The sequence below is a fragment of the Streptomyces sp. BE303 genome, from assembly GCF_036290945.1.
In the GTDB taxonomy this organism is placed as follows: Bacteria; Actinomycetota; Actinomycetes; order Streptomycetales; family Streptomycetaceae; genus Kitasatospora.
Window position 1 is genome coordinate 117129 of sequence record NZ_JAQYWZ010000959.1, and the last position, 13297, is coordinate 130425.

The following is a 13297-nucleotide window of genomic DNA, read 5'->3' on the forward strand; positions in this document are numbered from 1 at the left end:
GGCGGCTCCCGGCGGCCCGGGGGTCAGCGACCCACCGGCCGCCCCGGGCCCAGGGGTGCGTCCCGGAGCCGGACGCCCTCCAGGACGACGCCCACCACGCCGGCGACCGGCACCGCGCCCCAGACCCGGGAGTCGGTGCTGAGGCCGGGGTTGTCGCCGAGGAGGATCAGCCGGCCGCCGGGCACGGCCGGGCCGGGGACGGCGTCGCGGACCTGGTCCGGAACCGGCTCGCCCGGCAGCGCGGCGAGCCGCTTGATCAGCAGCCGTCGCGGGCCGTCGCCGACCGGCGACGCGGTCGGGCGGCCGTCCTCGTCCGAGACGACCACGACGATCCGGCCGGTCCGGAGCCGGGCCAGGCCCCGTCGGACGACCAGCACCCGGCGGCCGGGGCGGAGTGCGGGGCTCATGCTCGGCCCGGACACCACGATCACCGAGAACACGGTGCGGGCCAGCGCGGCGAGCGCGGCCAGAACGAGGACGCCGGCGACGGCGGCGAGCAGCAGCGGCACGGTGGAACCTCCTGGTGCTACGGGGTCGTGACGGAACGGTGCCACGGGGGGCAGTGGGCGCCACGGGGCGGTACGGCTACGGCGCGGTACGGCTACGGGGCGGTGCGGCCGAGCGGTGCCGGGGTCGGCGGTCCTGCGGGTGGCCCGACCGGCGTGTCGTGGTACCCGGCCGCCTGCAGCGCGAACAGTTCGGCGTACCGGCCACCGCGCGCCAACAGCCGGTCGTGGGTGCCCTGTTCCACCACCTGCCCGGCGCCGAGGACGACGATCCGGTCGGCGTCCCGGACGGCGCTGAGCCGGTGCGAGACGATCACGCTGGTCGCCCCGCGCCGCAGGCCGCGCAGGCTGTCGTGCACCTCCTTCTCGGCCTCGGCGTCGAGGCCGGAGCTGGGTTCGTCGAGGATCATCAGGTCGGCGTCGCTCCGCATGAACGCCCGTGCCACCGCGAGGCGTTGCCATTCGCCACCGGAAAGCGCGTGCCCGCGGCCGGCTCCCGGCCCGTCGGCCGCGAAGATCCGGCTGAGCAGCGTGCCGTAGCCGGCGTCGAGCCGGGAGATCCGCTCGTGCACACCGACCGCGCGGGCCGCCGTCGTGATCCGGCCGGCGTCGCCGAGGTGGTCCAGGCGGCCGAGGCCGATGTTCTCACCGGCGGTGAGGTCGTAGCGCACGTAGTCCTGGAAGACCACGCCGACCCGCTCGCGGTACGCGTCGGGGGTGAAATCCCTGATGTCGGTGCCGTTCCAGAGGATGCGGCCGCGGGTCGGGTCGTACAGCCGGCAGAGCAGCTTGACCAGCGTGCTCTTGCCCGCGCCGTTCAGGCCGACCAGGGCGGTGACCGAGCCCGCCGGGAGGACGAGGTCGACGCCGCGCAGGGTCCAGGGGGCGTCCTCGTGGTAGCGGAACCAGACGTCCTGGAGCTCGATCGTCCCGGTGAGCCGGTCCGGGGACACCGGCCGTTCGGGCAGGGCGAGGTCGGGCTCGGCCGCGCCGAGCGCGCGGTAGTGGTCGAAGGTGATGGCCGCCTGGTAGGCGGCGGATCCGGTCGCGGCGAGCTGGGCGACCCCGCTCTGGATGCCGCCGACGGCGGCGAGACACACCGAGACGTCCCCGAGCGACAGTTCACCGTTGCGGGCGGCGCGCACCGCCCAGACCAGGCCCAGCGCGTACACGCCCACGCCCAGCAGGGACGCGGGCAGCCGCTGGGCGAGGTTGCGCCGGTCGGTTCGCTCCTCCGCGCCGGAGACGGTGAGCAGTTCGGTGCGGGCCCGCTTCCGGAAGAAGTCCTGGAGGCCGAACAGCCGGACCTCCTTCACCGCGTCGACGTCGGCGATCAGGCTGCCGTAGAACATCTGCCGGCGGCTGTGCGCCATCGTGTCGCGCAGCACCGCCGCCCGCCGGCGGCCGGCGACCAGCTGGACGCGCACCAGTGGGAGCGTGAGCAGCAGGGTGACGCCGCCGAGCAGCGGGTTCACCGCGAACAGGGTGCCGAGGAAGCCGAGGACCGTCGCCAGCGCCTGGAGGCTGCTGAACGCCGAGCCGGTCAGCAGGTCCGGGGCGACGCCGCCGGCCTGCTGGGCGAGGCGCAGCTCGTTCTGGAACCGCGGGTCCTCGAAGGGGCGCAGCCCGGGCAGCCGGTTGACCGCCTCGAACAGTTCGTCCTGCACCCGCAGCCGGATGGCCCGGCTGCTGCGGGCCCGGGCGTACTCGCTGGCGGCCGGGGCGAGGGCCAGTCCGAGGCTCGCGGCGACCAGCAGGACGCAGGTGCCGACCGGCACGCCGGAGCCGCCGCCGGGCGCCCCGGGCGGGGCCGTCAGCGCGTCGAACAGGTCGCTGACCAGCAGTGCGGTGGCGGCCGGGAGCAGTCCGGCCACCAGGCCGCAGAGCAGGGAGACCAGCAGCGCACCGGGCCCGGACCGCCAGGCGAGCGCGGTCGCGGCGGCGGCCGAGCGCAGGGCCTGGCGGCCTTCGCCGGGCGGACGCGGCGCCGGGGCGGTGCCCGCCGTCGGGGGCGGGACCGCACCCGCCGCTCCGGCGGTGCCGGTGGCTCCGGCCGTGCCCGCCGTCGGGGTCGCCGTCACCGAACGGCGGGCTGGACGTCGAGCTCTCCGGGCAGCAGGCGGTTGGTGATCCGCCCGTCGGCGCCGACCTCGACGTAGCTGGGCCAGCGGACGACGCCGAAGGACTCGGCCACGGAGCCCTCGACCACCCCGGCGGGTTCGACCACGACCTTGGCGACCGGCGCGAGCATGGCGGCCAGTTCCTCGGCGACCGCGCCGCCGCCCTTGACGACGGCCACGACCCGGTCGCGGCCCCCGGGGTGGTCGGTGACGGCCTTGACGAAGTCCGGGGCCTGTTCGAGGCAGGGCCCGCAGCTCGCGGAGAAGAATCCGACGACGGCGCGGCCCCCGGAGAAGTCCGCGCGGGACACCGGTCCGTCCTGCCGGGAGACGGCCCGGAATTCCGGTACGGGAGTTCCGTCCGGAATTCGGTTCTCCGGGATGGACACGCCCTTGACGATGTCACCGTGGGAACCGTGACCGGGGTTTCCGGTCACCTTTCTGGCGAGTGCCAGGGTAAGCAGCAGATTGAATACGGAAAGACAGCCGATCACGACGGTGAATACCGTTGACATGGCAGTGGGCCTCGTTCCGGACACTGGGGAAGGACGAATTCGAGGGGCGTTCGGGGAGCTTTCGAGGGGCCGGCGGAACGGTGTCGCCGGGGCGCTTCCGCCGGGGCCGGGTGCTCGGCGCGCAGCCGCCCGGGCGGGTACTCAGCGCGCGGGAGAGAAGAGCTCGACCAGGGTGTCGGTGGCGATGGCCAGCGCACTCGCGCCGACGGCGACCAGCAGGACTAGGGCGACGGCCGCCGGCTCCAGACCCCCCGGGTCCGGCGCGGTGCTCGCCACCAGACCGGCCGCGGCGACGCCGGCGAGGAGCAGGTTGCGCACCACGTGCGCCCGCCCCACGGGCACGCCGGCCGCACCGAAGCAGGGGCAGGAGACGTCGATCCGGCGCCACAGCACCGAGACCAGGACCGCCGCGAACAGCGCGAGCAGTCCGCCCGCCGCCGCGAACGCCCAGGTGGCGACCGGTCCGGGCAGCCAGACCAGCAGGGCGACGGCCGCCTCGACGAGTGGGACGGCGATCACGACCGGGCGGTTCAGCCGGCGCGGGACGACCGCCATCGCGCGCAGCGCCGAGGCGAAGTCCCCGGGCGCGCGCAGCTTGGCCAGCGCGGAGACGGCGAAGACGAGCGCGACGACACAGCGGCCGCCGAGCAGCAGGCAGGCGTGCATGGTTCCTCCCCCGTGCCGGCACCCCGGGCGAGCGGGCATGCCGGCGGACTCTGTCGGCCGGGACTCCCGGCCGGGCACCGGGCGGGCCACGGAGGCCCGCCCGGTCAGACCCGGACGGTCAGCAACCGCCCCGGATGGCGTACGTCTCACAGGTGGGGGCGGAAGCGCAGTTCCAGGAACAGCACGTCTTCACGTAGAGCGTCTCCCCGACACAGGTGTAGAACGTACCCGCCGGGCACGCGCAGGCCGCTTCCGCGGTCTCCGTCCGGAGACCGCGCGAGAACGCCCGGTCGACCAGGTTGAGCATCGCCTGAACCATTGTTCCTCCACACTGGGCAGATGGATACGAGTGGCTGTGCACTTACTGACGAGATCTCGTGCGGGGAAACGTAACTGAAATATTCAGATCTTGTCTAGACCAAATTGGACAGTGATCGACAGGTGAGAACGGAAGCGGAAAGTCCGATTCCGTGGGTCGTGTCACCGGCCCTCCGGAATGGCCCTCGCGCACTCGTCGGCCGCGCGGGCCGCCGGGGCCGGAGGCCCGAGGCCCGCCCGGAGGTCTGCGCGGATGGTGCGCCGGTGGGGGTTCAGCGACGGTTTTCGGCGGGTGGGTCGCAGAGTCCGGCGCCTTCGACGCCCGAGAGGTCGGCGATCCGCCGCCTGAGGTCGGCGAGGGCGGTGGCGGGTGCCCGGGAGTCGAGGATGACGACGAGGCGACGCTCCGGGCGTTTCGCCGTTCCGGATCACGTCCTGGCAGGCGGCCCGGTGTCGGTGGTCCCGGACTCGGGCGCGACGTCATCGACTTCTACACAGCCGCCCCGGACAGGGCCGTTCGCCCGGAAGCCGGGTTCGCCACCGACGATGCGGCGGCCCCCACCCGTTCGGGAGCATCTCGAAGAGACACGGTCCGGCTACGCCCCGCACCGACGGCCGGTCCGGCGCTCGGGCCGCAGGGCCGCCCCGGGCGTCCGGGACGGACAGGACGGGCAGGACGGACGGCGGGAGCGGGTGGAACGACGGGTGGCCGTCGGCCGGCAACAGATGGCCCCTCGGCGCCGGCCTTGATGCCGGTCCGCTCCTCCGCGGTCAGCTCGCGGCGCATCCGGGCCGGGACGCCGGCGACCGGCGAGCCGGGCGGCACTCGCATGCCCGGCGGGCCGAGGGCGCCGGCCTCGGCTTCGGCTTCGGCCTGCGAACCGGCGCCGATCCGGGCGCCGTTCAGTGGGACGAACACCCCCGGTCGACGGCGGGCAGGACGCCTCGTGGACGGCGTCGACCACCTCGGCGGTCAACGGCCCCGGCGTTGCTCGCCCCTCCTCGTGGCGACTGCCCGGCGGGGGCGGAACGGCACGCCCGCCGCCCGGCCGGTCCGGTGGTCCGGTGTCCGGCGGGACGGCGGAACGGCGGGACGGCGGCGGTCAGCCGGTCGGGGCGGCGGTTGCGGTGGCCGGCTGACGGCCGCAGAAGGCGGTCGCCAGCAGCTTCTGCGAGGCCTTCCACCCCTGGCCGGTGTTGCGGTAGCCGTTGGTCGAGACCGCCACCAGCCGGCGGCCGTCCAGGGTGCCGTAGAGGGCGCTGTTGTGCCCGCGGCCGGTACTGCCGTTGTTTCCCCAGACCTCGCCGCAGGGCGTGGTCAGCCGGCCGATCCCCAGGCCGTACTGGGCGTCGCCGCTCAGCGGGGCGACCGTCAGCATCTCGGCGAGCAGCGGTGCGGGGAGCAGCCGCCCGCCGAGCAGGGCCCGGAGGAAGGTGCCGAGGTCCCCGGTGGTCGAGATGCCGACGCCCGCCGCGTCCATCTCGCTCGGCTCCATCTCGGTGACGTCCACCGGGCCGCCGGGCAGATCGAGGTAGGTGTGCGCGTGCGGGCCGCGGATCCCCGTCGCGTGGGCCGGCATCGACGTCCCGCTCAGTCCCAGCCGGTCGATGATCCGGCGCTCCACCTCCCGGCGCCAGTCGTGGCCGGTGACCCGCTCGACGATCATGCCGGCCAGCAGGTAGTTGGTGTTCGCGTAGTGCCAGCCCGTGCCGGGCGCGAAGTACGGCGGGTGGCTGTTGGCCACCGCGAGGAGTTGCTGCGGCGTCCAGCTCCGCCAGCGCCCCTCGCGGAGCCAGGTCGCGTTGTCGACGTCGACGGCCGGGTCCGCGGTGTAGTCGAACAGCCCGCTGGTGTGGTTGAGCAGCTGGCGCACGGTGATGGAGCCGCCGCCCGGGACGGCACCCGGCAGCAGGCTCTCCACGCTGTCGTCCAGCCCGAACCGCCCCTCGCCGACCAGTTGGAGGACGACAGTCGCCACGAAGGTCTTGGTCACACTGGCGATCCGGAACCGGCCGCTCGCCGAGGGCTCGGCGCCGGTCGAGAAGTCGCCCACGCCCTCCGCGCCCTTCCACACCGTGCGCCCGTACTCGGTCACCCGGGCGAGGGAGCTGGACGCCCCGCCGACCTCGATCACGCCCTCCAGCGCCTCGTTCAGCGCCCGGGCGTCCACGCCACCCCGGTGCGGGCCGCGCCCGGCCGCCTCCGGGCCGCTCCCCGGCTGCTCCTCGCCGACGGCCGTCGCTCCGCCCGGCCCGGTGCCGAAGGCACCGGCCGTCGGGGCGGTCACGCCCACGAGGCCCACCCCCGCCAGCGCGAGCGCGACGATCCGCACGCCCCTCGCCGTCCGCGACGCGCCCCGGCGCTCCGCTACCCTCATGAGTCCTCCTGTGTCCGTGCCGACGGCTTTCGCAACACCCGAAAAGTGTGAGGGGTTGACACTTTGTCAGCCGGGCACGAACCGGTCGTCCACCCACAGGGGCACAGCGGCTCCACCCACGGGTGGATGCCCCTCCGGCGTGTCGGCCCTCCTCAAGTCGGAGGCCGACCGTGCCGAACTCCGGTACAGGAATCCGACTTGAGGAGAACTCACATACGTCGACGAGTCGTCCCGGCGGGGCCTTGACGGCGTCACCAGCCGTCGTCGCCCGCATCGTGCACCGCCGCCGGGTCGGGCTCGTGGCCGTTCTGGCCGGAGTAGTAGTCGGACGGGGACTCGTAGGCGGTGTGGTCGGCCGCCTCGATCACGTCGTCGGGGTGCAGGCGGCCGTCGTCCCAGGTCTGCTCGGGGTCGGTCACGGCGGTGTTCCCTTCTCTCCACCGGCCCGGACACCGTCCGGACCGGTTCCCGACCGGGTCGGACCCCCGGTCGGACGTCGGACCCGGCCGGACGTCAGGCGGGCGGCCCGGGCGGTGCGGCGAAGTAGATCGCCTCGCACAGCTCGCGCGCGATCCGCGCGTACCGGCCGGCGTCGCGCAGCGGGCCGTCCTCCAGCCGGCGCCAGTACCCGGCCGCCCGCGCCGCCGCCCGGCGCAGGTCCTCCGGCCCGGCCCCGGCCTCCAGCCCGAGCTGGGCGGCCGGGGTGCGCCCGGTGGCCAGGGCGATCAGCGCGTCGACGGCGTCCGGGGCGAGTTCGAGCCGCCGGGAGGCGACGGCGGCCAGCGCCCGGGCCAACTCGTGTCGGCGCAGCACCGGATGCTGCCGGAGCTCGCCGATCCTGGTGCGCGCCCGGCGGACCAGGTCGGCGGGCAGGCCGTCGCCCGCACCGAGCGCGGCCTCGACCGCGCCGAGGGCGGCGGCGGCGCGCAGGACGTCGGCGGCGTCGACGAACTGCCGTCGCAGGTGGTCGACGACGGCACCGATGCCGGAGGTCCTCCGGAACTCCTCCAGCAGGACGGCGGCGCCGACGTGACCGCCCGTCGCCCTGGCCCGGTCGGCGGTCCGGAGCGCGACGTCGATGCCGTAGACGCCGAGCAGGCCGTGGAGCCGTTCGCGATCGGGCCGGGTGAGCGGGGCGTCGTCCCAGCCCAGGAAGCGGCTGCCGGTGTACAGGGCCCGGCGGAGTTCGGCCGCGGGGGTCTCGGCGAGCCGGCGGACCAGGGCGGCGTCCGACTCGGTGAAGTCGTCGCCGAGGGCGGTCTGCGCGAGCAGGCCGACCACCGGGAGCACGGAGTCCACCAGCCCGGCGAGCCGTTCGGCGTTGCGGTCGGCGACCTGCCGGGCCCGGGGCCAGGGGTCACCGTGGCCGTCGCCGAGCAGGTCGATCCGGCTGAGCACGCCCACCGCGTTGAGCGCGGTCATCCGGCTGTCGGCCTGCGCGCGCAGGGCGCCGAGCGCCTCCGCGTCCCCGGCGCCCGGGTGCGGCATGACGTAGATCACGGCGTCGGCGCGGGCGAGCGCGGCCAGCGCGGGCGCGTCGAGACCGCTGAGCGAGTCGAGACCGGGGGTGTCGACCAGCACGCAGTCCCCGGCCGGCCGGAGTCCGGCGGCCTCAACCACCACCTCGGCGATCTCCCCGGTCGGCGTCCCGAGGCCGCGGGGATCGCGCGGCAGGCCGCCGGCCAGCCAGTGGGAGGTCCCGTCGAGCCGCCGGACCTGGACGCGGTTGAGCGGGCCGGGCCGGAACCAGGCCACCACGGTGGTGCACTCGGTCGCGGCCGAGGCGGCGAGCCGGCGCCCGAGCAGGGCGTTCACCAGGGTGGACTTGCCCGCGTTCATCCGGCCGCCGACGGCGATCCGCAGGGTCCGCTCGTCGAGGCGCTCCCGCACGGCGCGCACCGCCCCGACGGCCGGACCCGGCGGCAGCCCGGCCGCCAGGTCCGCGCAGAACTCGCCCACGAGGGGGGCGAGTTCCACGGGCCTCGGTCCGCCCGTCGACGCGGGCCCGGGCGGGGGGACTCCGGTCACCGCGCCTCCGCCGGGAGGAGGTCGCCGACCGGCGGTACGGTCCCTCGCTGCACGCGGGCCAGCACCCTGGCCAGCCGTTGGGCAGGCCGGCGGAGCCGTCCGAGCTCCTCCTTCTCGATCCGCGCGCACTCCTCGTACCGCTTGAGCTTGGCCGTGGCGCTCTCGACGCCCTTGAGCCAGGACACCATGCTGTTCACCGCGTGCGCGTCCGTGCGGGTCTCCTTGATCAGACGCCGGGAGTCGGCGAGTTCGGACTCCACCACCTGCACCCGGTGGGTGAGCAGGCCCGAGAGGCACCAGAGCACCGGGACGAGGACTCCGGCCGGCCTGGACCCGCAGGAGACCGCCACCGACAGGTCGAGGATCCCTTCCTCACCGGCGATCAGGTCCGCCAGCGGGGCCGTCGCCTCCCTGGCCAGGGCCCACGCGGCAGGGTCGGTGACCAGGTCGGCCTTGGTGAAGGCGAGCACGATCGGGAGCGGCGCCGACTGCGGCTGCACCGCCCGCTGGAGCAGGACGACGGTGCGACGGAGCTCCTCGTGGCTGCCGACGTCGGCCGCGAGGCGCTGGGCGTCGGCGAAGACGATCAGCCCGTCGGCCCGGGTGAGCCGGGCCAGCAGTCCGGTGGTCTCGGGATCGTCCGCGGCGGTGCTGGTGAGCGAACCGCCGCGGTAGTCGGTCCAGTCGAAGGCCGCAACGTCACGGCGGCCGTGGGTGAGCAGGAATCGGTGGTCCGTGCGGCGGGAGGAGATCGGCGGGTAGACGCCGCGGCGCACCGCCCGGCCCGCCCGGAGCAGATCGTGCCCGTCCTCCTCGCTGACGTCGCGCAGGGTGAACCCTTTGTACCCGGTGGCGAGTTGGGCGTACATGGAGGAGAGGTAGGTGGTCTTGCCCGCGTTGCTGTGACCGAGGGCGACCAGCCGCAGGTTCATCAGGTCCACGAAATCAGCTCCGTCCCGGGCCCGGGGAGCCGGACGCACCGTCGGCACCAGACGCGCCGGACGCGCCGGGGTCGCCGGGGTCGCCGGGAGCGCCCAGCGACCGGGCCAGGGCGGCGCCCTCGTCCCGCAGGACGACGAGCGAGGCGATCCGCCGCCGGGTGCGGTCCCGGGCGGCGGCGAGGTCGGCCCCGGAGACGGCCAGGTTGCGGCGGTGGTCGGCGAGCTGCTTCTCCAGCCGGACCCGCTCGTCCGCGATGGCCCGGTCGAGGACGATACCGAGCCGGTCGGTGAGTTCGTCGACGTGGCTGGTGATCTGCGCGGGGATCTCGGTGCTCAGCTCGGTGAGCACCCGGTTGAGGTGGCGGGTGGCGTCGCCGCGCACCCGGCCGAGTTCGGTGCGCTGGCGGCGCCGACGGGTGAGCACGGCCAGCATCGCGTAGCTGGCGACGGCCGGGACGAGGATGCCGCCGGTCAGCAGACTGAGCACGGTGCCGAAGGTGGCGGCGGTGCCGAGCGAGGGCGCGACGCTCTCGATCACCCCGAGCGGACCGCCCTCGCGGTGCTTGGAGTGCACCATCTCCGGTAGCAGGCCGGCTCGTTCGGACCGGAGGACGACCGCGGAGCCGTCCACGGGCACGAGCTCGGCGCCGGGGGTCTCCCCCTCCGGACCGGAACCTGCGGCGGCGTCCAGGACGGCCGCGCACTCCTGCCGGACCTTCTCCTCCAGCACCGCCAGGCCCCTCCGGGCGGCATTGTCGAGCTGCAGCCAGACCGCCTCCACCTGGGCCTCCAGGTCGGCCGGGAACTCCTGGGCGAGCGTCCCCGGTTCGGAGGTCGCGATCTGCCCCTCGGCGTACTGCCGGACGTCGTTGACGCTCCGCCGGAAGCCGAGCTGGAGGGCGTTCTTGAGATCGCGGGCACCGGTCGACAGGACCCGCCGCCACTGGGCGCTCTCCGGCTGGAGCAGCCGCAGCGCCTCCTCCGCACCCTGCACCTCGGCGGCCAGCGTCGGGTCCTGCTGGAGCGAGCGGAGGCGCTGTTCCTGCTCGGCCAGCGGACCGGCGATCGCGGCGAGGGCGACGTGGACCAGGTTGGCGAGCCGCAGTTCGGCGGCCCGGGCGGCGACCCGACGGCGCAGCAGCTCCTCCAACGGCTCGAAGCCGCTCTCCGAGAGCAGTTCGGCGGCCTCCTGGAGCGAGCCCGAGTCGGCAGCCTCGGCGGCGTCCCGCCGGGCCCGGTTGCTGACCGGGAACCAGGAGGCCCCGGAGTGCCGGGGTGCGTACCGGGCGATCAGCTCGTGGTTGCGGGCGAGGACGGCCTGCCACGCGTCGTGGCTGTCGGTCTTGGTGAGGACGAACACCGTCTCGACGGTGCGCTCCGTCGCGCGGGCCAGGAACTCCAGCTCGGAGCTCGTGAGTTCGCCGGATCCGTCGACCACGAAGACCAGTGCGTCGGCCCACTCAAGGGCGGCGAGGGCGAGTTCGGCGTGACCGCTGACCAGCCCGCCGACACCGGGAGTGTCGACCAGTTCGAGGCCGGCGGCGAGCATCGGGACGGGCAGCTCCACCTCCACGTGGTGGACGTCGAGGCGGTGCGGCCGGCCCGTGAGCGGGTCCACCGCGGCGTACTCGGCGATCCGCTCCAGCGGGATCGGCTCGGGGCTCGGCCGCCCGTCCGGCTCCCCCGCCGGGGCCGGGTTCCCGAGCGGGTCGGTGCCGTCGGAGGGCCCGGCCCCGGCCCCGGTGGTGGACCCCGCCACGGGCAGCAGGAACGCCTCGGCGCGCGGGCGCTCGCCGTGGCGGACGACGACGTGCACACCGGTGGCGACGTCGGCGTCGACCGGGAGGAGGTCCCAGACGCCGACCAGGCTGTTGATCGTGGAGCTCTTTCCGCGCTTCTTCTCCCCGACCACGACCAGCGAGGCGGCGCCGTCGGCGGCCCGGGCGGCCTCCTGCCGGACCCGTCGGGCGGCGTGCTCGGCGGTCGAACCGGCACCGCCCGCTCCGGCGTCGTCGGTGGGTTCCGCAGGCTCGGCGGCGGCCGCCCTGGAGGCGCGTTCGAGGAGGTCCGCGGTGCGGCCGGCGAAGTCCAGCACGCGGGCGCGGGAGGGGCTTTCGGCCCGGGGCGTGGTCATGAGGGTTCTCCCGTGGTGGAGTCGGTCCGGTCGCCGGGGTCGGCCGGCGGGTTCGCGCGCCGCCCGGCGGGCCCTGCGGAACCGCCGGTCGGCGGGTCGGACGGCCGGCGGGGCGGGGCAGGCGGCGGGTCGGCCGGCGGGTCGGGCAACGCAACGGACGGCGGGACGCTCGGCGGAGCGGGCACCGAGCCTGACGACGGGACGGACGACGGGGCACCGGAGGCGTCCGGCCCGGGAGCCGGACCCGACGGCGTGACGGGCGGCTCCGGGTCGTCGAATCCGCCGAACCTGCCGGAGTAGTCGGCATCCTGGGGCGTGACGGAGCGGGTCTGCCCGAACAGGGGGCGCTCGACGCTGGGGCCGGGAGAGACGTAGTCGTCCCCGCTCGCCCTCCCGGTGTACGGCCTCCCGTCGTCGTGGGCCTCCCCCTCCGGAGCGCCGTGCTGTGGCACCTCGGCGTACGGGTCACGGGGTGCCGTGTCCGGGTACGGGTCGGCCGGGCGCCCGCCGTTCCTCCTCCGCGGGGCCAGCGCGGAGTCCACCTTGCGGCCGACCTCGGTCAGGAACCGACCGGCCTGGCCCAGGAGCTGGCCGAGGACCGACTGCCCGGGCGGTTCCGCCGGGTCCGGGCCCTTTCCCGGGCGCGGGCCGTCGTGTCCGGCGCCTCCCGCCCCGTGGACGGCCCCGCGCCGCCCCCCGTCGTATCCGTCGTAACCGCCGGACGCCGGATCCACGGCTCCCGGGCCCGACGGGTGCGGCGCCCCGGGCCCGAAGGTTCCCGCCTTCGACCGACCCGGCTTCGACGGACCGCGCTTCGACCGGCCGGAGCCGGACGCCGCCGGACCGGCGGAATCCCCCGCGGCCTGGTTCGGCGTGAACCGCGTGGCCGTCGGCGGCGCCGGCGGCGGGCGGAACAGCAGCTCGTAGGCCCGGCCGTCCCGGCTGGTCAGATGGGTGAGCCGCGCGAGGTCGGCGTCGGTGCGGCGGCGCCAGCCGGTGACCAGGAGGCACGGATCGGGCACGGACGCCGCCGCCGACCAGAGCGCCCCCGCCTCCGACTCGGGCAGCAGGTGGGCCCCGTCCGCGCGGGCGGGGAGCCATCGGCCCGTCGGCGGCAGCTCGCCGACCGTCCCGGGGGCCCCGTCGGGCCACGGGGCGGCCACCGGCACGGTCGCCCGCGGCTCGGCCTCCCGCCGGTCGGCCGCCTCCCAGGTCGGCGCCGTCCAGTCGCGGTACACCCGGCCGCCCCAGGGGACCAGGTGGTCCTCCAGTTCGGCGAGCTCGGGGAGTCGCCCGGGCACCGGCGCCGCGCTGTACCAGCCGACGAAGCCGTAGAGCAAACGGTCGAACTTGTCCCGGACCATGGTGTCGCTGATCAGTCCGAACTCGCAGGCCGCGCCGAGCAGCACGCCGTGCTCGTCGCGGTGGAGCACGAAGCGCGGCCCGTCCTCCAGGCGGTCCCCGCCCGCCACCGCGGTGCGGACGGCCTCGGCGAGCGGGCCCTGCCGGTCGACGCCGGCGGGCAGGGCCCGCCACCACTGGTCGATCCGCAGGGTGCGGCCGTAGACGACGGCGGACCAGCCGCCGGGCGGAGTGGCGGACACATCGGCTCCGGCGGGCCGGGGGTCGGCCGCCGGTGTGGCGTCGGAGGTGTGGTCGGGCAACGGCCCGTACGGAGGATTCGTCATGGT

The 13297-nt window shown here is 75.6% G+C and carries 10 protein-coding genes and 1 pseudogene; all 11 read right to left on the reverse strand.

Annotated features, from left to right (window positions below; all coding sequences use genetic code 11):
- Nucleotides 1-23 precede the first annotated feature (23 nt).
- Entirely contained in the window at nucleotides 24-509 is a 486-nt protein-coding gene (locus PUR56_RS41150; RefSeq protein WP_329952736.1) for a S26 family signal peptidase, read from the reverse strand.
- Between the two features lie 92 nt (nucleotides 510-601).
- On the reverse strand, nucleotides 602-2587 hold the full coding sequence (locus tag PUR56_RS41155) for an ABC transporter ATP-binding protein (RefSeq protein WP_329952737.1): 1986 nt from the start codon (nucleotides 2585-2587) through the stop codon (nucleotides 602-604).
- Nucleotides 2584-3141 carry a TlpA family protein disulfide reductase gene (locus PUR56_RS41160; RefSeq protein WP_329952738.1) on the reverse strand — a complete coding sequence of 186 codons (558 nt, stop codon included), beginning with the start codon at nucleotides 3139-3141 and terminating at the stop codon, nucleotides 2584-2586. Before PUR56_RS41160 ends, PUR56_RS41155 begins: the two co-directional genes overlap by 4 nt.
- Nucleotides 3142-3282: 141 nt before the next feature.
- A complete protein-coding gene (locus PUR56_RS41165; RefSeq protein ID WP_329952739.1) occupies nucleotides 3283-3807 on the reverse strand; it encodes a MauE/DoxX family redox-associated membrane protein in 525 nt (174 codons plus the stop codon).
- A 1048-nt stretch (nucleotides 3808-4855) separates the two neighbouring features.
- Nucleotides 4856-5032, reverse strand: a pseudogene (locus tag PUR56_RS43735) (gamma carbonic anhydrase family protein); the annotation flags it as partial.
- A gap of 196 nt (nucleotides 5033-5228) precedes the next feature.
- Nucleotides 5229-6503, reverse strand: a complete 1275-nt coding sequence (locus PUR56_RS41170) for a serine hydrolase domain-containing protein (protein WP_329952740.1) — start codon at nucleotides 6501-6503, stop codon at nucleotides 5229-5231.
- Between the two features lie 251 nt (nucleotides 6504-6754).
- Nucleotides 6755-6922 (reverse strand): hypothetical protein, encoded by a 168-nt coding sequence (locus PUR56_RS41175; RefSeq protein WP_329881031.1) that lies wholly within the window; start codon nucleotides 6920-6922, stop codon nucleotides 6755-6757.
- Between the two features lie 94 nt (nucleotides 6923-7016).
- Entirely contained in the window at nucleotides 7017-8480 is a 1464-nt protein-coding gene (locus PUR56_RS41180; RefSeq protein WP_329881032.1) for a GTPase, read from the reverse strand.
- Between the two features lie 47 nt (nucleotides 8481-8527).
- Nucleotides 8528-9463: a TRAFAC clade GTPase domain-containing protein gene (locus PUR56_RS41185; protein WP_329952827.1), complete on the reverse strand. Its 936-nt coding sequence runs from the start codon at nucleotides 9461-9463 to the stop codon at nucleotides 8528-8530.
- Nucleotides 9464-9476: 13 nt separating this feature from the next.
- A complete protein-coding gene (locus PUR56_RS41190; protein WP_329952741.1) occupies nucleotides 9477-11606 on the reverse strand; it encodes a dynamin family protein in 2130 nt (709 codons plus the stop codon).
- Nucleotides 11603-13294 carry a hypothetical protein gene (locus PUR56_RS41195; RefSeq protein WP_329952742.1) on the reverse strand — a complete coding sequence of 564 codons (1692 nt, stop codon included), beginning with the start codon at nucleotides 13292-13294 and terminating at the stop codon, nucleotides 11603-11605. The genes PUR56_RS41190 and PUR56_RS41195 overlap by 4 nt, the downstream gene beginning before the upstream one ends.
- Between the last annotated feature and the right edge of the window lie 3 nt (nucleotides 13295-13297).